Origin of the sequence: Nonomuraea mangrovi (genome assembly GCF_042681425.1) — a bacterium.
Taxonomy (GTDB): Bacteria; Actinomycetota; Actinomycetes; order Streptosporangiales; family Streptosporangiaceae; genus Nonomuraea; species Nonomuraea mangrovi.
This window is the reverse complement of record NZ_JBHUFV010000061.1, coordinates 423,600-443,896: the sequence shown is the minus strand read 5'-3', so window position 1 is coordinate 443,896 and position 20,297 is coordinate 423,600. Positions and strand designations below refer to the sequence as shown.

Sequence of the window (20,297 nt, the reverse complement as noted above, 5' to 3'; positions counted from 1 at the left end):
ACCCCGGTCTACCGTCTCAGGCCGGAGAACGTTCCGGCCGCTCAGCGCCAGATCGTCACCGTGGTGTTGGCGGGGCGCTCCTCCCCGGCCAGCGGACGCTGGAAGCGCACCTGCTCGCCGTTCGTCAGATTGCGCACCCTCACCCGGTAGCCCTGCTGCTGCAGCTCCGTCGTCGCGTCCCGCACGCTCTTGAACACGACGTTCGGGACGATCCTGAACTCGGTCTGGTCCTCGGCCTGGCTGTTGTTCTTGCCGAACCAGTCCATCCAGCCGCCACCGCAGCGCGAGACCGTGACGCTGGTCATCGTGCCGGGGTCGACCTCGGCCTTCGGCCTGGGGTTCTGCGAGATGACCTGGCACGGCTCGGCGTCGTCGTCGACCTCGTTGACCTGTACCTGGAAGCCCTGCTCGGTGAGGAACTGGGCGGCCTCGTCCTTGGACATGCCGCTGACGTCGGGCATCACCAGCCCCGCGCTCAGCACCAGGTTGACGCGGGTGCCCTCCTTGACGCTGTCGCCGATACTCGGCCTGGTCTGCGTCACGAGACCGCGCTGCACCTTCGGGTTGGCGACCTTGGTCACCTTGCCGACCTTGAGGCCCTGCTCGGCCAGCTTGACCGCCGCGCTGTTCTGGTCGAGACCCTCGAGGTTGGGCACGGTCACCCGCTTGGCGCCGAGCGAGGGCACGATCGTGATCGTCTGGCCGATCTCCACCTCGGTCTTGGAGGCGGGGTCGGTGCTCAGCACCTTGCCCTCCTCCATCTTCTCGTCGTACTGCCCCTGCGCCACCTTCACCACGAAGCCGTTCTTGGCGGCCTCGCTCTTGGCGACGGCGATGCTCCGCCCGACGAGGTCGGGCACGATCGCGTACTTGTTCTGCGCGAAGTACCAGCCGGTCAGGCCGACCGCGACCACCATCAGCGCGGCCAGCGTCACCAGGAACCAGTTGGGCCTGAACCCGCTCCGGGCGCGCCTGTGCGCGGGCGGCTCGCCGCCCTGCCCCGCGGGCGCGGTCAGCACCTCGGCGCGGGGCGCCACCAGCGTCGGGTTCGGCGCGGCCACCTTCGGCTGGGAGGGCTGCTGCGGATGCGGCTGCGAGGCGTTGGGCATGAAGTGCTGGCCCGTCGAGTACGGCGGGCTCGACTCCCTCGGCACCATCCTGTGCGCGTCGACGGCCGCCACCAGCATCGCGGAGGCGTCGGCCGGACGGTCCTGCGGATCGCGCGCGGTCGCCTGGGCCACCAGCGTGTCGATCAGCGGTGGCACCTCGGGGATCAGCGAGGAGGGCGGCGGGACGGTGTCGTGAACGTGCCGGTAGGCGACCGACATCGGCGTCTCGCCGTCGTACGGCTGGCGGCCGGTCACGAGCTCGAACAGCATGATGCCGGCGGCGTAGACGTCGCTGCGGACGTCGGCTCCTCCGGTGGTCACCTGCTCGGGCGACATGTAGCCGATCGTGCCGATCATCATGCCCGTGCGCGTCTGGTTCGTCGCCTCGATGGCCCTGGCAAGGCCGAAGTCGACGACCTTGACCCTGCCGTCGTCGGTCAGCAGGACGTTCTCCGGCTTCATGTCACGGTGGACCATGCCCTGCTGGTGGGCGGCGCCGAGCGCGGCCAGCACCGGGATCATGATCTCCAGCGCCTCGCGGGCGGGCAGCCTGCCCCGCGCCCGCAGCACGTCGCGCAGCGTCTTGCCGGGCACGTACTCCATCGACAGGTACACCACGTCGCCGTCGGTACCCTGGTCGAAGACGTGCACCACATTGGGGTGCGAGAGGCTGGCCACCGACTTGGCCTCGCCGATGAACCTGCGCACGAACGCCGGGTCCTCGGCCAGCGAGGAGTGCATGACCTTCAGCGCGACCGTGCGGTCGAGCCGGATGTCGAGCGCAAGGTAGACCGTCGCCATCCCGCCCCGGGCGATCCGGGACTCGATGCGATAGCGCCCGTCGAGCAGTCGCCCTACCAGGGGGTCCGCGATCGTCGTGTCCACCCCGCAGAGTTTACGGGCGATTCGCCCCCGGCAGGGCCCGACAATCCCAAACCGATGCCCGTTTGATTCATGATCTTGAACAGGCCTGTGGGACGTGCGGGTGGCCGTCTGGCCGGGGTTTCCCGGGGTGTCGCGCGTGCCGGCGGACGGGGCTTCTCCGCCTCTCGTCGGCAACCCCCGGACGGGCGCACCGCCGCGCCTGCCATCCCCGCCGGCCCGCGGGGCAGAGGGAGGGGACGGCGCGGTCTTCTCGAGGAGACCGGCGGCCGGCGGGGCTTCCGGAGGGAGCAGGAGGGCCGTGCTCTGAAAGATCGCCGGGGTCGGAGGGCGGGGTCAGAGGGTGGTCGGGGAGGACGCCTCGGCGTAGCGGCGGCGGGGGATGCGGCCCGCCTGGCGGGCCAGCCGTCCCGCCTGCACCGCGGCGCGCATCGCCGATGCCATCAGCTCGGGCCGCTGCGCCCGGGTGACCGCCGTCGCCAGCAGCACGGCGTCGCAGCCGAGCTCCATCGCCAGCGCCGCGTCGCTCGCCGTGCCGATGCCCGCGTCGAGGATCACCGGCACCGAGGCGGCCTCCACGATCAGCTCGATGTTGTGCGGGTTGCGGATGCCGAGCCCCGAGCCGATCGGCGCGCCCAGCGGCATCACCGCCGCGCACCCGGCCTGCTCCAGCCGCCGCGCCAGCGCCGGGTCGTCCCCGATGTACGGCAGGACCACGAACCCGTCGGCCACCAGCCGCTCGGCCGCGTCGAACGTCTCGATCGGATCGGGCAGCAGCGTCCGCTCGTCGTTGATGACCTCGAGCTTGACCCAGTTCGTGCCCAGCGCCTCGCGGGCCAGCCGCGCCGTCAGCACCGCCTCACCCGCCGTGAAGCACCCCGCGGTGTTCGGCAGGACCTTGATCTGGCGCGAGCGCAGCACGTCGAGGACCGAGCCCCTGGCGCCGGGGTCGAGGCGGCGCATGGCGACGGTGGTCAGCTCGGTGCCGGAGGCGACCAGCGCCTGGTCGAGCACCTCGAGGGAGGGCGCGCCTCCGGTGCCCATGATGAGCCTGGAGGAGAACTTCTCTCCGGCGATGATCAGCTCATCCACCCTGCACCGCCGTGAGGATCTCGATCCTGTCGCGGTCGGCCAGCGCCGTGGTCGCCCACGTACCCCTGGTGACCACCTCGTCGTTGACCGCCACGGCCACGCCCGTGGTCTGGGACGTCAGCCGCTGGACGGCCTGGGCCACGGTGGTGCCGTCGGGCACGTCGTGCGCGGCCCCGTTGATCGTCACGTGCATCAGATACTTCCTTGTCCGGCTGTCTGGAACCGCTGCGGCGAGCACAGGGCGGCCAGGTCGCCCTCCTCGCCCTGGAGGAGCGCGGTGGTGAGAGGGGACAGCAGCACGCCGCCCCTGTGGTGTCCGGTGGCCAGGGTGAGGCCGGGGCCGTACGGGCCGATGAGCGGCAGGTTGTCGGGGGTGCACGGCCGCAGGCCCGCCTCGATGTCGGCCACCTGCAGCTCGGTGACGCCGGGGACCAGTTCCCTCGCGTCGCGCAGCAGCTCGTACAGGCCGCCGGCCGTCACCCGGGTGTCGAAGCCGAGCTCTTCCTGGGTGGCGCCGACGACCAGCTCGCCGTCACCGCGCGGCACCAGGTAGACGGGCGAGCCGTGGACCATGCCGCGCACGCATCTGCCCAGCAGAGGGGAGGGCGAGCGCAGGCGCATGATCTGGCCCTTGACAGGGCGCACGGGCAGGCCGGCCAGGCCGCCGCTCCACGCGCCCGCCGCCAGCACGACCCGGTCGCCGAGCACGACGTCGCCGGCGCCCGTCTTCTCGTCAGGGGCCAGCCGTACGCCCACCACGGCCGTGCCGTCGCGGACCAGCTCTGTCACGCGCCGCCGTTCCACAGGGACGCCGGACCGCTCCAGGGCGGCCAGCAGGGCCGCGGTGACGCGCCTGGGGTCCACCCACGCGTCGCCCTCGGCGAGCACGCCACCTCTGACCGACGGCGCCAGCATCGGCTCCAGGCGGCGGCACTCGCGCCCCGTCAGCCGCCGCACCGGCAGCCCGAGCTTGTCCATGAACGCCGCCAGCTCCTCGAGCGCCGCCATGTCGTCGGAGCCGAAGGCGAGGTCCATGGTGCCCTGCGTGCGGTAGTCGAGGGCGAGCCCGCTGTCGGCCTCCAGTTCGGCGGCGAAGGCGGGCCAGCGTTCGAGGGCCGCCAGCCCCAGCCTGAGCAGCGGCTCCTCGGTGTAGGACACCTCGCTGACCGGGGCCAGCATGCCGGCGGCCGCGTGAGAGGCGCCCGAGGCCGGGGCCGGGTCGATCACCGTGACCCGGGCGCCCGAGCGGGCCAGACGCCAGGCGACGGACAGGCCCACCACGCCGCCGCCCACGATCAGATCCATCTCGCTCCCTTCGCCGGCATGATCCGGATCAGGTGTCTTGCGGTCGAAGGCCCTTCGAAGCCTTCCTCTCAGCCCGGTACGGCCGGACTCCCGCGCGTCTTCTCCGAACAAGCCTACTCATGGCCCGGACCCTGGTCGCCGGCGGTGGATTGGTTAAGGTCATGAGCGTGAATCATGTCGTGGTTGTGGGCGCGGGACTGGCAGGCATACGCAGCGTCGAGGCCCTCAGGTCTCGCGGATTCAGCGGCAGGATCACGCTGATCGGGGAGGAGCGGCACCGGCCCTACGACCGTCCGCCCCTGTCGAAGGCCGTGCTGCTCGGCACCGCCGACTCCAGCTTCGTCGACTCCGATCTCGACGCCATGGACGTGGAGCACAGGCCGGGGGTGTCGGCCAAGGGGCTGCGCGACGGCGTGGTGGAGACGACCGAGGGCGAGATCTCCTACGACGGCCTGGTCATCGCCACAGGAGCCGAGCCGATCAGGCTCCACGGCGAGGGCCGCCAGCACGTGCTGCGCACCCTCGACGACGCCCTGACCCTGCGCGCCCTGCTGGTCGAGAACGCCAAGGTCACGATCATCGGGGCGAGCTGGATCGGCGCCGAGGTGGCCACGGCCGCGCGCAGGGCGGGCTGCGAGATCACGGTCCTGGAGGCGGGTCCCACGCCGCTCTCGCACGTGGTCGGCCGCGAGGTGGGCGCCGACACCATCCCCTGGTACGAGGGGATGGACCTACGGCTCGACACCATGGTCGCCTCCGTCGACGAGGGAGGGGTGTCGCTGGTCAACGGCGGTTTCATCGAGGCCGACGTGGTGGTGGCGGGCATCGGCGTCCGCCCGGCGGTCGAGTGGCTCGCGGGCTCCGACATCGACCTGCACAACGGGGTCGTCACCGACGAGCACCTGAGGACCTCCCTGCCGAACGTCGTCGCCGTCGGCGACTGCGCCGCGTGGTGGTCGCGCCGCTTCCACACCAGACTGCGGGTGGAGCACTGGGACACCGCGCTCAACGCCCCCGAGGTCGCCGTGGCGACGCTGCTGGGCGACGACGCCGTGTACGATCCGGTCCCGTACTTCTGGTCGGAGCAGTTCGGCCACATGGTGCAGTACGCGGGCCACCACGCGGGCGCGCGCCTGCTGCGCCGTGGCGATCCCACGGCGGCCAAGTGGTCGGTCTGCTGGTTGACAGACGAAGACAGGCTCGCGGGGGTGCTGACGGTCAACAAGCCCCGCGACCTCGTCCAGGGCCGGAGGATCATCGAGTCAGGGCAGCGCATGGACCCCCTCAGACTGGAAGATCCCGAGGTCGCGATACGTGACTGTGTAGTTTGAAGATGGATGCGATGTGGTAGTGGTGGATTCGTGACGCTTTCTGTTGCGCAGATAGACCGGGAAACGGACCAGCTCGTGGGTGAGTGGCTGACGCTCCCCGAAGTGGCCGACCGCCTCGACCTCACGATCGGGCGGGCCAAGCAGCTCCTGAAGGACCACAAGCTCCTCGGCGTACGGCGGGGCTCCGGCGGCCCTCAGGTCCCAGCGGTGTTCCTCGACGGCAAGGACGTGGTGAAGGGCCTGTCCGGCACGCTCATGCTCCTGCTGGACGCGGGTTACGACGACGTCGAGGCGATGCGCTGGCTGTTCACTCCCGACGAGTCCCTGCCCGGCTCGCCCATCGACGCGATCAAGGCCGGTCGCCACACCGAGGTCAAGCGGCGTGCCCAGGCGCTCGGTTTCTGAGGCCAGGCTCTACCTCTGCACCGACGGCAGGAGGGAGCGCGGCGACCTGGCCGACTTCCTCGACGCGGTGCTGAGCAACGGGGTCGACATCGTCCAGCTCAGGGAGAAGGGCCTGGAGGCGCGCGAGGAGCTCGCGCTGCTCGAGGTCTTCCGCGACGCGTGCGACCGCCACGGCAAGCTCATGGCGGTCAACGACAGGGCGGACCTCGCCTTCGCGGCCAGGCCCGACATCCTCCACCTCGGCCAGGACGACCTGCCGGTGACCGTCGCGCGGGAGATTCTCGGCGACGACATCCTCATCGGCAGGTCCACCCATGCGGCGGGGGAGGCCTCCGCCGCCGCCGTCGAGGAGGGCGTCGACTACTACTGCTGCGGTCCGATCTGGCCCACCCCGACGAAACCGGGACGGCCGGCGCCCGGCCCCGACCTGCTCAGGTACGCGGCGACGCTCGGTGACCGTCCATGGTTCGGCATCGGCGGCATCGACCTCGACAACCTGGACGAGGTCAGGTCCTACGGCGTGAGCCGCGTCGTGGTCGTCAGGGCGATCACCGAGGCCGACGACCCGGGGGCGGCCGCCGCCGAGTTCGCCAAGCGGCTGGCGTCGTAGCGGGGCCGCTCAGGTCTTGCGCGTGGTGGCGGCCACCGCCAGCTCGGCCAGCGCCGCACGGGCCTCGGCGGTGATCGGCGCGTCGTCGAGCGAGGTCAGTGCCTCCTCCAGGTACGTGCCGATCATCTCCTCGCACGCCTTGAGCGCGCCGCTGCCCTCGATGATGCCGCGCAGCTCGGCCACCCCCTCCGCGTCGAGGTCGGGGTCGCCGAGCAGCCTGCGGACGGTCGCGGCGTCCTCGGGGGTCGCCGAGGCCAGGGTGCGGGCGATGAGCATGGTGCGCTTGCCCTCGCGCAGGTCGTCACCGGCGGGCTTGCCGGTCTCGACGGGGTCGCCGAACACGCCGAGGATGTCGTCGCGCAGCTGGAAGGCGATGCCGACGCGGTTGCCGTACTCCACGCACAGCTCGTCGATCCACGGCGCGTTCCCGCCCGCGGCCAGCGTGAGGCCGAGCCTGAGGGGCTGCTCCACCGAGTACTTGCCGCTCTTGTAGAGCGCCACCCGCAAGGCCGACTCGAAGGTGTTCTCGCCGTGCGCCTGCTCCAGCAGGTCGAGGTACTGCCCGCACATCAGCTCGGTGCGCATGTGGTCGTGGTAGGGCTGGGTGGCGTTCAGGTGGGGCAGCCCGCATGAGCGCCACATCTCGCCCGACCAGATCAGCAGCAGGTTGCCCAGCAGGATCGCCGCGCCCTCGCCGAACTGCTCGGCCGAGCCGTACCAGTCGCTCTTCTCGTGCAGGCGCTGGAAGCGGCGGTGCGCCGAGGGCATGCCCCTGCGCAGGTCGCTCTTGTCCATCACGTCGTCGTGCACCAGGGCGCTGGCCTGCAGCAGCTCCAGCGAGGCCGCCGCGACGAAGATGCCCGGCTCGTCGGAGCCGCCCGCCGCGCGCCATCCCCAGTAGCAGAACGCGGGACGCAGCCGCTTGCCGCCCGCGAGCAGTTCCCTGGCCGCGTTGAGCAAGGGGACGAGGTCCGGGCCGTTGACGATGGGGCGTTGCCGGTCGAGGAACTCCCCGAGGGACCGATCAACCTCGGTGCGGAGGGTGTCCATGCTCATGCCATGAGAGTAACGGGCTGTAGCCAACGTTTCGATCTCCCGCTCCCGTCATATGGACGTGGCGACGGCGCCCGCATCCGTACCGGTAGCCTTGGATTATGGCTCTGGGTCGACCCTCCGTCCTTCCCGATCGCGTCCCCACGGTCCGCGATCTCCTCGCCTCTGGCGGCCGTTCCTTCTCCTTCGAGTTCTTCCCGCCGAAGAACGAGGAGGGCGAGCGCCAGCTCTGGCGGTCCATCAGGGAGCTGGAGGCGCTGCGGCCGACGTTCGTGTCCGTGACCTACGGCGCGGGCGGCTCCACCAGGGACCGCACGGTCGACATCGTGGAGCGGCTGGCCCATGAGACCACGCTCACCCCTGTGGCGCACTTCACCGCGGTCAACCACTCCATCCGTGAGCTCCGCCACCTCGTCGGGCGCTTCGCCGACGCGGGGGTGCGCAACATCCTGGCCGTCAGGGGCGACCCGCCCGGCGACCCCAACGGCGAGTGGATCCAGCACCCCGAAGGCGTGCTCTACGCCGAGGAGCTGGTCAAGCTGATCCGCCAGGCGGGTGACTTCTGCGTCGGCGTCGCGGCCTTCCCGTACAAGCATCCGCGCTCGCCGTCCATCGAGAGCGACACCGCGCACTTCGTCAGGAAGTGCGCGGCGGGCGCCGACTACGCGATCACCCAGATGTTCTTCCAGGCCGACGACTACCTCAGGCTCAGGGACAGGGTGGCCGCGAGCGGCTGCGACACCCCGATCATCCCGTGCATCATGCCCGTCACGAAGATGAGCACGATCGCCAGGTCGGAGCAGCTGTCGGGCGCGCCGTTCCCGCCGGATGTCGCCGCCCGCTTCGAGGCCGTGGCCGACGACCCCGCCGCGGTCAGGCGGCTGGGCATCGACCACGGGGCAGAGTTGTGCCAGCGGCTGCTCGACGAGGGCGCGCCCGGCATCCACTTCATCACCTTCAACAGGTCGAGCGCGACGCGTGAGGTCTTCCAGCTGATCCAGCCCGCCGCCCTGTCCGCCTGACCGGGCCTGCCGCAGGGCCCGGCTCCCCGTAGCCGGTCAGGGGAGGGGCAGGGGCGTGCCCGCGATGGCGTAGTGCTCGTGGCCCCCGGGGAAGACGAACCGGGTGAGCAGGTCGGTGAAGCCGAGCGCCCGGTAGAGATGCCTGGCGGCGGTCGGCTGGTCGTGCGTCGACAGGACGGCCGAGCGCTCGGGCCGCCCCTCGCACAGGGCGTGGACGAGCGCCCTGCCGATGCCCTTGCCCTGGTAGTCGGGGTGGACGTGGATCTCGGCCAGTTCCAGCGAGTCGCCGAGCCACGCGTCGGCCACCGCGACGCCCGATCTCTCACGCAGCGCGCGGTAGACGACGTCGTGCCACCACTGTCCTGCCTGGCCGTGGAAGCCGTAGGCGAAGGCGACGGCCCTGCCGTCGGGCGGCGCGGCGAACAGGCAGCGGAAGGCGGGGTTGGCGCCGTGCCCCCGCATGATCGCCCGCCGGCCCGCGATCTGGTCCGCCGGCGGGTTCATGGCGGCCGTGTAGATGCCCATCACCGTGTCGAGCCGCTCGGTGAACTCCGCAGGTCCCGTACCGCGGATCTCGATCACTCGACCTCGACCGCCGTGCCGTCGGTGATGCGCAGGAGTTCGTCGAACGTCGTGGGGAAGACGGTGTGCGGGTGCCCGCCCGCGGCCCACACCTCGTGGTGCTTGTCCAGCCACGTGTCGACGAACGTGCGGATGGGGGCGGGATGCCCGACGGGCGCGACACCGCCGATGGGCTGCCCTGTCGCCTCGCGGACGAACTCGGGAGCGGCCCTGCGCACCCGCTGAACCCCCGCCGTGCGGGCGATCAGCTCGACGTCCACGCGGTGCGCGCCGCTGGTCAGGACGAGCAGGGGCGCGCCGTCGGCGTCGAAGATCAGGCTGTTGGCGATGGCGCCGACCTCGCAACCCAGCTGGCCGGCCGCCGCGGTGGCCGTGGGCGCCGATTCCGGCAGGACCACGATCTCCCCGGTGGCGCCCAGCTCACGCAGGGCCGATGCCACGCGAACAGCGTTCGGGTGCAAGAACTTTTCGGGCATGCGCCCACTCTAAACAGATTGACCCAAGAATTGCCGGTACATGGTGGTGCGCTAGGGTCCTTTGATTCGATTGTTAATCATTTGAGGGGATGGATGCATGGGAGCTCGACGCCAGCTCGGCCTGGCTGCTCTCTTGACGGTGGGCACCGTCGTTCTCTCAGCGTGCGGCTCGGCTGTCCCGCAGGAGACGCGGCCCGCCGCCGCGGTCGCGCGCATCGACTCGCCCGTCACCGCGGCGGGCGCGGTCGCGCAGGTGGAGAAGGTCGTCACCGCGCCTGACAAGACGCTGAAGCTCGGCTCGAAGGGCGCTGCGGTCGTGTGGCTGCAGAAGCGGCTCAAGCAGCTCAGCTACATGCCGGGCAAGCCCGACGGCAGGTACGGAGGCACCACCCTCGCCGCCGTGTGGGCGTTCCAGAAGGTCAACGGGATCAGGCCGACCAGCACCATCGGCAAGCGCACATGGGCCGCGCTGGAGAACCCGAGGTCGCCGCAGATCCTGGTCAAGAACGGCAAGCCCACCAGGGTCGAGGTCAACCTGGCCAAGCAGATCATGGTCTACTACGTCGACGACCAGGTGAAGCTGATCTCCCACACCTCGTCGGGCAGCGGCGTGCCGTACTGCGAGACGGCCGTGTGGCAGGGCAAGTCGCAGCGCTTCTGCGGGTCGGCGAGCACGCCGGCGGGCGACTTCAGGACGACGTGGCGGGCGTCGGGCTGGCACAAGTCGTACCTGGGCCAGCTCTACAACCCGATCTTCTTCAACGGCGGCATCGCCTTCCACGGGGCGCTGTCGGTTCCGCTGTACCCGGCCTCCCACGGCTGCGTGCGACTGCCGATGAACGTGGCCGAGGTGCTGCCGGGGATGCTCGGCAAGGGCGTGCCCGTGCACGTCCGCGGCCGCTTCAAGCGCTAGCCGTACGGCACGCCGGTCCGGCGTCCGCGTCCGCTTCTGCGCGGGGCGCGCGTCCTCCCGGGGCGCGCGCCCTCCAGGCTCCCGGTTCCCGCCGTCGCTGTGCTCGTTGCTGTCATGGCTCCAGTAGGCCGTCACGTCCACGCAGGGGAGCCGCCAGGCGATCCTGAGCACCCTGGCGACGGCGGGCCTCACCAGGACCTCCAGGATGCCCTCCGGGCTCTCCCTGACGTCCCATGTGAGCACGGAGGCGGCCTCGATGAGGAACTGCCCCGCGGGGGATCTCCGTCGTGCGGACCTCGCCGCAGGCCCGGTCGTGCGGCTGCCGGATCTGGATGGTCGTCAAGGGCGTCCTTCCCAGAGCGTGAAGAGCTGGGACGCGAAGGGCGGGTCATGCGGTCGCTCTCGCCGGGCGGCCGAGCGCGTCGAGCCCGCCGGCCACGACCTGGGCGGCCCTGCGCACCGCCGTCCACGCCTCCGCGTACGGCTCGCCCTTCGCCAGGCTCATGACGGCGGCCAGCTTGGCCGCGCCGACCATCGCCCCCACGGCCGCCGCGGCCGACACGGGGTCGAGCTCGTCCGGATAGGCCGCGCACAGCGCCTCGGCAACCCGCCGCTGGCTGTCGAACAGCAGGTGGAGCGCCCTCGCCTGGAGCGCGGGCACCGTCATCACCAGCCGGAAGCGCTCGGCCGCCAGCCGGGAGGCGAACTCGTCCTCCCAGGTCGCGCCCGCTTCGACCACCCGCAGCAGCAGTTGCGCGACCGACTCGCCCTCCTGCCTGTGGCCGACCATGGCGAGGGTCCTGCCGAGACGCTCGTCGGCGTCGAAGAAGACGACCTCCTCCTTGGAGGCGAAGTAGCTGAAGAACGTGCGCGTCGACACCTCGGCCGAGGCGGCGATCTCGGCGAGCGTGGTCTGCTCGAACCCCTTCTCGGCGAACAGCCGCATCGCGCCCTCGACGAGAGCGCGCCGGGTCTTGGCCTTTTTGCGCGCTCTAAGCCCTGCCTCGTCCGTCATGGAACTAATGTACTGCACTGATTGAATTTTTGCATTCGATGATGTTTTCTGGAGGTGTCGATCTCACGAAGGAGTGCGGAATGACCTACCCGATGACCCGGCAGCGCACGTTCGACCCGCCCGACGAGCTGTTCGGCGACCCCGCGCCGGTGCGGCCGCTGACGTTCGCGGACGGGCACGAGGGCTGGCTCGTGACCGGACACGCGGCCGGCCGCGCGATGCTGGCCGATCCCCGCTTCAGCACCGACCCCCGGCGGCTGCATCCGCTCCTCATGTCGCGCAGGCTGCCGGAGAGCGACGTGCCGGCGGGGTTCTTCCTTCGGATGGACGCGCCCGAACACACGCACTACCGCAGGCTCCTCACCGGGCAGTTCACCGTACGCAGGATGAACCTGCTCAGGGCCCGCATCGAGGAGATCGCCGCGGACTGCCTCGACGAGATGGAACGCCAGGGTCCGCCCGCCGACCTGGTGCGCTCCTTCGCGCTGCCGATCCCCTCGCTGGTCATCTGCGAGCTGCTCGGCGTGCCGTACGAGGACAGGGAGCAGTTCCAGCGCGACTCGTCGCGGTTGCTCCGGCTGGAGAGCTCCCCCGAGGAACTGGCGGCCGCGGTCAGCGACCTGATCAAGTACTTCTACACCCTCATCGCGCGCAAGCGTGCCGAGCCGGAGAACGACATGCTCACCGGACTCGTCGCCAGTGGAGAGCTGAACGACGACGAGATCGCCGGCATGGGCTTCCTGCTGCTGGTGGCGGGGCACGAGACGACCGCCAACATGCTCGGGCTCGGCACGTTCGCGCTGCTCCAGAACCCCGACCAGCTCGCGATCGTCCGCGACGACGCCTCCGTGATCGACAACGCGGTGGAGGAACTGCTCCGCTACCTGTCGATCATCCACTTCGGCCCGACGAGGACCGCCATGGAGGACGTCGTCGTCGCGGGCACGCTGATCAAGGCGGGGGACTGCGTCGCGCTGTCCATCCCCGCCGCGAACCGCGACACCGCGCGCTACCCCGACCCCGCCGTCCTGGACGTACGGCGGCCCGCGAGCGGCCACCTGACCTTCGGTCACGGCATCCACCAGTGTCTCGGACAGCAACTGGCCAGGATCGAGATGCGGGTCGCCTACCCCGCCCTGCTCAAGCGCTTCCCTTCGCTCCGGTTGGCGGTCCCCGCCGACGAGGTGCCGATGCGCACGGACATGAGCATCTACGGCGTCCACTCCCTGGAGGTGGCCTGGTGAGGATCAACGCCGACAGGGGCGTGTGCATCGGCGCCGGCATGTGCGTGCTGACCGCGCCGCTGGTGTTCGACCAGGACGAGGACGAGGGCCTGGTCGTGTTGAAGGTCGCCGAGGTGCCACCAGAGGCCGAGGCCGCGGTCGCCCGCGCGCTCACGCTCTGCCCGTCCGGCGCCATCACCCGCGCGGACGAGGCACGCTGACCTCCCCGACGACGTGACCCGCGTCGTCGGGCCGTCGGGCGACACGCCCTGGGGTGACGTTCCCTCGCGGACGGCCGTGCCCTTGTCATGCCTCGCGCTCTCCGTCGCCGCCTTCGCAGGTCAAGCCGATTGATCGAACCTGTGTTCGCGATTCGGTTGACATTCATGGTCATCGAAATTATGTTCGACGGAGTGACGTGAGGCTCGCGGCTCACGTCGAAGAGCCTGGTCGCGGGTTCCCGCTACCCCCATGCGGGGCCCGCGGTCGGGTTCCACGGGCGAAGGGCGCGTCCTCGTCGTCGGCGGAGACGAGTGGGCGCGCGCTGGCCGGACGGGGAGAGGGGAAGCTCCTCGTCCGGCCGCCCGGCGGAAATGTCGGTGGGGTCTGCAAGTGTTGGCTTCACCGGCGGAAACGCCGGGGCCGCCAAGACCCCTCAAAGGAGGCTGGCATGACGACAAGGCTCAGCGACACGCACGGGCCCCGCCTGTCGCCCGCAGTCAGGGCGCATCTCACCGACTCACGCACCTGCCTGGCCGACGCCGTGACGGCCCGCACCCCCGCCACCCGCTACGTCGCCGCACACCTCGCCGCCCTGCGCGCGGCGGCGGCCATCCTGGCCGCGCGTCCGCGCCCGATGGAGGGCCGCAGGCGCAGGCTGCGCAGCGCGTGGGAGCTGCTGCCCGAGGCCGAGCCCAGGCTCGCCGAGTGGGCGGCCTACTTCTCGATCAGCGCCGCCAAGCGTGCCGCCGCGGAGGCCGGCATGGTGCGCGGCGTGACCATGGCCGACGCCGACGAGCTCCTGGCCGAGGCGGAGACGTTCGTCGCCACGGTCGAGGAGATCCTCGGCGTCCCCGGGCAGCCCGCCCTTCCCGTCAACGTTCCCCTGGCGGGCTGAGGGCCCGTCTCCCCGTCTCCCCTTTTCCCCTGGCCCAGGTTCACGGCCGGTCGTCTCGTTCTCGTCGGTGGGAGGACGAAGCGCCCGCCCGGCAGGCCGTCCGGCTCGATCCCTCCGCGAGCCGGACTCCCCCTTCTCCTCACTCCGTTCCTCGCGTCGCGTTGTTCCTCGCGTCGCCTGGCCGAACCCCCGGTGTCTTCCGCCAGAACGGATGCCGGGGCCGAGAAACGTTCAGCACCAGGGCGACCGCCGCCCGGGCGTAGGCCGCCGGGCCGACGAACGGCGTTCCCGGATGCGGGGTGGCCCGTGGGTGGAATCGACCGCAACCCTTGCATCCGGCCGCCGGGCTGTCGGCCGGCGCAAGATGAGCGGCTGGATGTGATTGCTGCGGCGACAGGTCGTCGGGCGCTGACATCGGCTGGCGTTCCCTGATGCGGGGCGGCCTGCGGGCGGGATCGACCGCGACCCCTATGCCTGGCCGCCGTGGTCGCCGACGGGCCCACGATCGTGGACGGTGGCTCCTGGGGGCTCGCGGCCAGGCGCCGCTGGTCGTGCCGGCCTCCACGGTCAGGGCGGGCTCGCGGCCCGGCTCGGTGGGTGGTGTCCGGCGTCGGCTCGGCTGTACGGCGCGGGCGACGGGTCGGCGCCGCAGCCGCTCAGGCACCCGCCGGTCGGCTCAGCCGGTTCCCCGTACCACCTGCTTGAACTCCGGGCACGCGATGAGCGGGTCGTGCGTGCAGGAGGCCGCGTGGCGCAGGCTGTCGCGCATCCTGGTGAGCTGGGCGATGCGGTCGTCCAGCTCGCTCGCCTTCTCCGCCATCCGCTCGCGCAGCGCGTCGTCGGACGGCTTGGCGTGCAGCAGCCGGCCGATCTCCGTCAACGTGAACCCCGCGCTCCTCGCACAGGCGATCAGCGCCAGCCGGCTGAGCGTCTCCGGCTCGTACGTCCGCCTGATCCCGTTACGCCCGGTCGCGCTGATCAGTCCCTTGCGCTCGTAGAACCGCAGCGCGGAGGCCGCGAGACCCGACCGCTGGGCCACCTCGCCGATGTCGAGCAGCATCCGTGACGCCCCCTTGACTTGAACCGCGCTTCAAGTCGCAGTGTAGGGGGCATGACGAAAGTTCACCATCTGAACCTGGCCTCCATGCGCACCGTCGACCCCACCTACGAAGGACTCGAACCGGCCCCCGCCGTCAGCCACGCGCTGCTGGTCGAGACCGATGCCCATGGCCTCGTCCTGGTCGAGACCGGCCTCGGGGTCGACTCGGTCGAACAGCCTGGCCAGGTCCTCGATCCCGAGTGGGTCGAGCTGGTCACCCCCAGGCTCGACAGGGCCGAGACCGCGCTGCGCCGGCTGGCCGACCTCGGCCACGACCCCGCCGACGTGCGCCACATCGTGCTGACCCACCTCGACGTCGACCACGCGGGAGGGCTGCCCGACTTCCCCGAAGCCAGCGTGCACGTCATGGAGGCCGAGCACGCGGCGGCGATGGCAGAGGGACCGAGCCGCCGCTACCGTCCCGCCCACTGGTGGCACGGGCCCAACTGGCAGCTGTACGGCGCGGACGCGGGGGAGGAGTGGTTCGGCTTCGCCGGGGCCCAGCCGTTGCGCGGACTCTCGCAGGACTTCCTCCTGGTGCCGCTGGGCGGGCACACGGCAGGACACGCGGCCGTCGCCGTCAGGAACGGGGACGGATGGTTCCTGCACGCGGGCGACGCGTACTTCTACCACAAGGAGATCGACCCGGCCGACCCCGCGTCGCACCCGCTGTTCGACTTCGTGCAGCTGGACTCGCAGGTGGACGCCGAACTGCGGGTGGCCAACCAGGAGCGGCTGCGCGAGCTGGTGCGTGACCATTCCGACGAGGTGCGGGTGTTCTCCGCGCACGACCCGTGGGAGTTCGCCCGCCTCAGCGGATCCGCCTGACCTTGCGTTCGGAGGCGAACTCCTCGCCCGGCAGCCGCAGGAGACCCGCAGCCGCAGGAGACCCGCCGCAGGAGACTCGCCGCCACAGAAGACCCCGGCCGCCGCAGGTGATCCCGGCCGCCGCAGGATACGGGGTGCCCCTGCGGGACGGCCGGTGCCACGAGACGACGAAAGAGGCGCTTCCCGGGAGATCCAGGGAAGCGCCCCACCCGCGCCTACAAGAGCCTTCAGAAGGACTCGACGGCCCTGCGGGCCTCCGCGTCCAGCACACCCCAGCTGATGAGCTCCTCGGTCAGCTCACTGGGCGACTTGTCATAGATGACGGCAAGCGAACGCAGGTCCTCCTGCCGGATGGAAAGGACCTTGCCGTTGTAGTCTCCACGCTGGCTCTGGATGGTGGCCGCGTAGCGCGCCAGAGCACCCGCCTTCTCCTTGGGCAGCGTCGCCAGGCGCTCCAGGTCGATCACAAGCTTCGGCGTGGGCCCGAGCGGGCTGGGTGCCGCACCCCCGGGCAGCAGTTCCGAGACCGGCACGCCGTAGAAATCGGCAAGCTCGGCAAGCTTCTGCACCGTGACCGCCCTGTCGCCACGCTCGTAGGAACCCACGACGACGGCTTTCCAGCGTCCACGCGACTTCTCTTCGACTCCATGCAGGGACAGGCCCTGCTGGGTGCGGATGGCGCGGAGTCGTGCACCCAGCGACTTGGCGTACTCAGACGGCATCGTGTGGCCCCCCGGCTCTTGTATGTGCTGCTCTCAGTAGATTGTGCTCCCTTGCGACGATTGCCCGGACCACCGGGGGGTGGGTGCCGTACAGGCACCTTCGGTAGCCGAGCCACTGGGGTTTACCCCAGAACGCCGCGAGGTGTGGTTACGGACAGTGACGGTAAAGCTGTGGACGCCTAAGGTCAAGCTGATTGGAAAAAAGATGCCGAATCCGGTCCGGGAGGGTCCGCCTCAAACATCACTGATGTCCCTTGCGTAACACTACTTCGTCACTGTTTGCCGAGAGCCCGAAGGCTGTCTGGGCAGAACGAGGACAGGACGCGGCGCCGCCCTTATGATCTTGACCGATGTGTCGCCGAGGAAGACCCGCCGCAGGGGTCCAGAACCGCTGGAGGCCAGGACGATCAGCTCGCCGTCCAGCCAGTCCGTCCCGCCCATGGCCTGGGCGACGTTCCTGCCCTCCAACGTCTCGACCGCCACTTCGGGCCGCCGGCTCGAAGCCGCCCGCTCCAGGTCGGTCATGGCCTGGGCGCGCAGGCCCTCCAGCATGTCCTGTTCGATCCTGGCCCGGCTCGCGCCGACCACCAGCGTCACCAGGCGCAGCGGCACGGCCAGCGTGACGGCGGTGGCCGCGGCGACCGCCAGAGCCGCGTCACAGGAAGGGGCGCGCCGGTAGGCCACGGTCAGCCGTTCGATGCGCGCCGGCGGATTCTCCGCGTAGCCCTTCGGCGTCAGCAGCACCGGCACAGGGGAGGCGTGCAGGAGCTGGTCGGCGGTGCTGCCGAGGGAGATGCGCGCCTTGGCTCCTCGCGGCCCTGAGCCGATCACGATGACGTCGGCGCCGATCTCGCGCGCCACCTCGACCAGGCCGCGGCCGCTGCCCCTGTGGAAGTGGGAGACGAATGCCGCGTGCTCGCCCACCCGCTTGCGCGCCTCCTCGAAGCCCGCCTCGACCTGCTCCAAGAGGTAGGCCCGCCATGCGCTCTCGTCGGCCCTGCCGGGGCCGGGCGTGCTCCAGGGCGGGGGCTGGATCGTGGCGACGCTCAGGCGCGCTCCCGCCTGCGCGGACAGCAGTTCGGCGAGCATCAGGCCGTCGTGGCCCCGGGAGTCGGGCAGGAATCCGGCGAGGACGTGCTCGAGCTTCATCGGACGCTCCCGGTGTTGAGCCGCGAATGCCTGTAGCCGTAGATGATGTAGGCCACCAGGCCGACGCCCGTCCACAGCAGGAACGCGACCCAGGTGGCCCAGGCCAGCTGGGACATGAGGAGCAGGCAGAAGATCACGCCGAGGACCGGCGTGGCGGGGAACAGCGGCGTGCGGAAGCTGCGCGGCAGGTCGGGTCTGGTACGGCGGAGCACCAGCACGCCGACGTTGACGATGGCGAAGGCGAACAGCGTGCCGATGCTGGTGGCCTCGGCCAGCTGCCCGAGCGGCACGAAACCGGCGAGCACGGCGACGAACAGGCAGACGATGAGGGTGTTGGCGACGGGCACCTGGCGGCGCGGGTTGACCTTCTCGAAGATCTTGGGAATCAGCCCGTCGCGCGACATCGCGAACAGGATGCGGGTCTGGCCGTACAGCACGGTGATGACGACGCTGGCGATCGCGATGACCGCGCCGAAGGAGACGATCAGCCCAGGCCAGGTGGCTCCGGTGGCCAGGTCGACGATGAGCGCCAGGCTGGCCTCGGTGTTGTCGGGGTCGAAGTCGGTCCACGGCATGGCGCCGATCGCCGCCACGGCGACCAGGACATAGATCACCGTGACGATGACCAGCGACAGGATGATCGCCAGCGGCAGGTCCCGCCTGGGATTCTTGGCCTCCTCGCCTGCGGTCGAGGCGGCGTCGAAGCCGATGTAGGAGAAGAAGACCTGGGAGGCGGCGGCGGTGATGCCGGCGATGCCCAGCGGGGCGAAGGGGGTGAAGTTGCCCGCGTTGAAGGCGGTGAAGGCGACCACGCAGAAGAAGAGGAGCACCGCGACCTTGATGTACACGAAGATCGTGTTCGCGGTGGCCGACTCCGAGGTGCCACGCAGCAGCAGCCAGGTGGCCAGCGCGACGATCGCGATGGCCGTGAGATTGATCACCCCGCCCTGCATCGGGCCGTGGATGATCGAGGCCGGCAGCGCCCAGCCGAAGGCGCCTTCGAGGAAGGTGTTGAGGTACTCGCCCCATCCCACCGCCACGGCCGCCACGGAGACCGCGTACTCCAGCATCAGGCACCAGCCGCACACCCACGCCACGAGCTCGCCGAGCGTGGCGTAGGCATAGGAGTAGGACGAGCCCGACACGGGGATCGTCCCGGCCAGTTCGGCGTAGGACAGCGCCGAGAACAGCGCCGTGATGGCGGCGAGCACGAAGGACAGCACCACCGCGGGTCCTGCCTTCGGCACCGCCTGGCCGAGGATGACGAAGATCCCCGTGCCCAGCGTGGCGCCGACGCTGAACAGCGTCAGCTGCCACAGGGACATGGTGCGGCGAAGCTCGCCGCCCTCTCCATGTCCGGCCTCCGCCACGATCTGGTCGGTGGGCTTGGTGCGGAACAGCCGTTCGGCCAGCGCCACGGGCTCCTCCTTACAGTGTGCTGGACAGCGGCCAGGTGGCGTTGGGCGTGACGATGGTGCCCGCCCTGCCGTCCAGGATCTCCAGGGCCTGGTCCAGCTTCCCGATCGCGGCCATGTCACCCGTCGTCTCCACGAACCTGCAGACCGCCTCCGCCTTCGGGCCCATGGACCCGGCGGGGAAGTCGATCGAACGCAGTTCGTGCGGCGTGGTGTGGCCGATCTCGGTCTGCTGGGGGGTGCCGAAGTCGCGCATGACACGCGGCACGTCGGTCAGGATGAGGAAGGCGTCGCATTCCAGGGCCTCGGCGAGCAGCGAGCCCGTCAGGTCCTTGTCGATGACGGCCTCCACGCCCGACAGGCGGCCGTTCTCGTCGCGGATGACGGGCACGCCGCCGCCGCCCGCGCACACGACGGTGACGCCGTCGCGCACCAGTTTGCGGATCAGCCGCGTCTCGACCACGCGCTGCGGTTTGGGCGAGGGCACGACGCGACGCCAGTACTGGCCGTCCTGCTTGACGGTCCAGCCGTACTCCGCGGCCAGCTTCTCCGCCTCCGCCTGCTCGTAGACCTGGCCGACGAACTTGGTCGGGTTGTCGAAGGCGGGGTCGACGGCCGACACCAGGGTCTGGGTGACGTGCGCGATCACCTGCCGGCCCGGCAGCGCGTTCTGCAACGCCTGCTGCATCCAGTAGCCGATCATGCCCTGGGTCTCGGCGCCCAGCGTGTCGAACGGGTAGGGCTTGGTCAGGTTGGGGTCGTTGGCGCTCTCCACCGCCAGCAGGCCCACCTGCGGGCCGTTCCCGTGGGTGATGATCAGCTCGTGCCGCTCGGCCACCTTGGCGAGCGTCTTGACCGCCACGGCCACGTTCGCCTGCTGGACGTCGGCGTCCGGTCTCTCCCCGCGTCGCAGGAGCGCGTTGCCCCCCAGCGCGACCAGCACCTTCAC

The 20,297-nt window shown here is 70.7% G+C and carries 22 protein-coding genes and 1 riboswitch; of the genes, 9 read left to right on the top strand and 13 right to left on the bottom strand.

The genetic code is table 11. The annotated features are described in order from the left end of the window. Positions 1–41: 41 nt before the first annotated feature. The 4 genes from pknB to thiO all read right to left on the bottom strand — a co-directional run bounded on the left by pknB (position 42) and on the right by thiO (position 4,388). Positions 42–1,994, bottom strand: coding sequence for a Stk1 family PASTA domain-containing Ser/Thr kinase (gene pknB / locus ACFSKW_RS41020; RefSeq protein ID WP_379579437.1), 1,953 nt, complete (start codon positions 1,992–1,994; stop codon positions 42–44). 333 nt (positions 1,995–2,327) lie between these two features. Further along, positions 2,328–3,083 carry a thiazole synthase gene (locus ACFSKW_RS41015; protein ID WP_379579435.1) on the bottom strand — a complete coding sequence of 252 codons (756 nt, stop codon included), beginning with the start codon at positions 3,081–3,083 and terminating at the stop codon, positions 2,328–2,330. Next, the gene (thiS, locus tag ACFSKW_RS41010) at positions 3,076–3,276 is read right to left on the bottom strand and encodes a sulfur carrier protein ThiS (RefSeq protein WP_379579433.1); all 201 of its coding nucleotides are present in this window, start codon (positions 3,274–3,276) and stop codon (positions 3,076–3,078) included. The genes ACFSKW_RS41015 and thiS overlap by 8 nt, the downstream gene beginning before the upstream one ends. Next, a complete protein-coding gene (gene thiO / locus ACFSKW_RS41005; RefSeq protein ID WP_379579431.1) occupies positions 3,276–4,388 on the bottom strand; it encodes a glycine oxidase ThiO in 1,113 nt (370 codons plus the stop codon). The genes thiS and thiO overlap by 1 nt, the downstream gene beginning before the upstream one ends. Then, positions 4,377–4,492: riboswitch (TPP riboswitch) on the bottom strand. (Overlaps the previous gene by 12 nt.) A 57-nt stretch (positions 4,493–4,549) precedes the next feature. Between thiO and ACFSKW_RS41000 the strand changes: the two genes are divergently transcribed. Genes ACFSKW_RS41000 through thiE form a run of 3 tightly spaced genes read left to right on the top strand, consistent with a single transcriptional unit; the run spans position 4,550 to position 6,734 of the window. Then, positions 4,550–5,719 carry an NAD(P)/FAD-dependent oxidoreductase gene (locus ACFSKW_RS41000; RefSeq protein WP_379579429.1) on the top strand — a complete coding sequence of 390 codons (1,170 nt, stop codon included), beginning with the start codon at positions 4,550–4,552 and terminating at the stop codon, positions 5,717–5,719. Positions 5,720–5,749: 30 nt separating this feature from the next. Continuing rightward, a complete protein-coding gene (locus ACFSKW_RS40995) occupies positions 5,750–6,124 on the top strand; it encodes an Rv2175c family DNA-binding protein (protein ID WP_379579427.1) in 375 nt (124 codons plus the stop codon). Next, a complete protein-coding gene (gene thiE, locus ACFSKW_RS40990; RefSeq protein WP_379579425.1) occupies positions 6,102–6,734 on the top strand; it encodes a thiamine phosphate synthase in 633 nt (210 codons plus the stop codon). Before ACFSKW_RS40995 ends, thiE begins: the two co-directional genes overlap by 23 nt. Positions 6,735–6,743: 9 nt before the next feature. On the opposite strand, the gene ACFSKW_RS40985 is transcribed toward thiE, so the two are convergent. After that, positions 6,744–7,790 carry a polyprenyl synthetase family protein gene (locus ACFSKW_RS40985; RefSeq protein WP_379579423.1) on the bottom strand — a complete coding sequence of 349 codons (1,047 nt, stop codon included), beginning with the start codon at positions 7,788–7,790 and terminating at the stop codon, positions 6,744–6,746. A 98-nt stretch (positions 7,791–7,888) separates the two neighbouring features. Between ACFSKW_RS40985 and metF the strand changes: the two genes are divergently transcribed. Continuing rightward, on the top strand, positions 7,889–8,809 hold the full coding sequence (metF, locus tag ACFSKW_RS40980) for a methylenetetrahydrofolate reductase [NAD(P)H] (protein WP_379579421.1): 921 nt from the start codon (positions 7,889–7,891) through the stop codon (positions 8,807–8,809). A 36-nt stretch (positions 8,810–8,845) separates the two neighbouring features. Here metF and ACFSKW_RS40975 read toward each other — a convergent pair whose 3' ends face one another. After that, entirely contained in the window at positions 8,846–9,391 is a 546-nt protein-coding gene (locus ACFSKW_RS40975) for a GNAT family N-acetyltransferase (protein ID WP_379579419.1), read from the bottom strand. Continuing rightward, the gene (locus tag ACFSKW_RS40970; protein ID WP_379579417.1) at positions 9,388–9,867 is read right to left on the bottom strand and encodes a YbaK/EbsC family protein; all 480 of its coding nucleotides are present in this window, start codon (positions 9,865–9,867) and stop codon (positions 9,388–9,390) included. Before ACFSKW_RS40970 ends, ACFSKW_RS40975 begins: the two co-directional genes overlap by 4 nt. Before the next feature lie 97 nt (positions 9,868–9,964). Here ACFSKW_RS40970 and ACFSKW_RS40965 point away from each other — a divergent pair, with 97 nt between their 5' ends. Continuing rightward, positions 9,965–10,780, top strand: coding sequence for a L,D-transpeptidase family protein (locus ACFSKW_RS40965; RefSeq protein WP_379579415.1), 816 nt, complete (start codon positions 9,965–9,967; stop codon positions 10,778–10,780). A gap of 388 nt (positions 10,781–11,168) precedes the next feature. Here the strand turns inward: ACFSKW_RS40965 and ACFSKW_RS40960 are convergent, their stop codons facing one another. Continuing rightward, the gene (locus ACFSKW_RS40960) at positions 11,169–11,795 is read right to left on the bottom strand and encodes a TetR/AcrR family transcriptional regulator (RefSeq protein WP_379579413.1); all 627 of its coding nucleotides are present in this window, start codon (positions 11,793–11,795) and stop codon (positions 11,169–11,171) included. Between the two features lie 80 nt (positions 11,796–11,875). Here ACFSKW_RS40960 and ACFSKW_RS40955 point away from each other — a divergent pair, with 80 nt between their 5' ends. The 3 genes from ACFSKW_RS40955 to ACFSKW_RS40945 all read left to right on the top strand — a co-directional run bounded on the left by ACFSKW_RS40955 (position 11,876) and on the right by ACFSKW_RS40945 (position 14,135). Further along, the gene (locus ACFSKW_RS40955; protein ID WP_379579411.1) at positions 11,876–13,039 is read left to right on the top strand and encodes a cytochrome P450; all 1,164 of its coding nucleotides are present in this window, start codon (positions 11,876–11,878) and stop codon (positions 13,037–13,039) included. Next, the gene (locus ACFSKW_RS40950) at positions 13,036–13,239 is read left to right on the top strand and encodes a ferredoxin (protein WP_379579409.1); all 204 of its coding nucleotides are present in this window, start codon (positions 13,036–13,038) and stop codon (positions 13,237–13,239) included. The genes ACFSKW_RS40955 and ACFSKW_RS40950 overlap by 4 nt, the downstream gene beginning before the upstream one ends. Positions 13,240–13,688: 449 nt before the next feature. Further along, positions 13,689–14,135 (top strand): SAV_6107 family HEPN domain-containing protein, encoded by a 447-nt coding sequence (locus tag ACFSKW_RS40945; protein WP_379579407.1) that lies wholly within the window; start codon positions 13,689–13,691, stop codon positions 14,133–14,135. A 676-nt stretch (positions 14,136–14,811) separates the two neighbouring features. On the opposite strand, the gene ACFSKW_RS40940 is transcribed toward ACFSKW_RS40945, so the two are convergent. After that, positions 14,812–15,195 (bottom strand): MerR family transcriptional regulator, encoded by a 384-nt coding sequence (locus ACFSKW_RS40940; protein ID WP_379579405.1) that lies wholly within the window; start codon positions 15,193–15,195, stop codon positions 14,812–14,814. Between the two features lie 51 nt (positions 15,196–15,246). Here ACFSKW_RS40940 and ACFSKW_RS40935 point away from each other — a divergent pair, with 51 nt between their 5' ends. Continuing rightward, positions 15,247–16,062 (top strand): MBL fold metallo-hydrolase, encoded by an 816-nt coding sequence (locus ACFSKW_RS40935; RefSeq protein WP_379579403.1) that lies wholly within the window; start codon positions 15,247–15,249, stop codon positions 16,060–16,062. Between the two features lie 227 nt (positions 16,063–16,289). On the opposite strand, the gene bldD is transcribed toward ACFSKW_RS40935, so the two are convergent. The 4 genes from bldD to arcC all read right to left on the bottom strand — a co-directional run bounded on the left by bldD (position 16,290) and on the right by arcC (position 20,297). After that, positions 16,290–16,784 carry a transcriptional regulator BldD gene (bldD, locus tag ACFSKW_RS40930; RefSeq protein ID WP_026214021.1) on the bottom strand — a complete coding sequence of 165 codons (495 nt, stop codon included), beginning with the start codon at positions 16,782–16,784 and terminating at the stop codon, positions 16,290–16,292. Positions 16,785–17,048: 264 nt separating this feature from the next. Further along, complete coding sequence (locus ACFSKW_RS40925; protein ID WP_379579401.1) at positions 17,049–17,933, bottom strand: universal stress protein; 885 nt, start codon at positions 17,931–17,933, stop codon at positions 17,049–17,051. Further along, positions 17,930–19,351: an amino acid permease gene (locus ACFSKW_RS40920; RefSeq protein WP_379579399.1), complete on the bottom strand. Its 1,422-nt coding sequence runs from the start codon at positions 19,349–19,351 to the stop codon at positions 17,930–17,932. Before ACFSKW_RS40920 ends, ACFSKW_RS40925 begins: the two co-directional genes overlap by 4 nt. 10 nt (positions 19,352–19,361) lie before the next feature. Further along, positions 19,362–20,297: a carbamate kinase gene (arcC, locus tag ACFSKW_RS40915; protein ID WP_379579397.1), complete on the bottom strand. Its 936-nt coding sequence runs from the start codon at positions 20,295–20,297 to the stop codon at positions 19,362–19,364.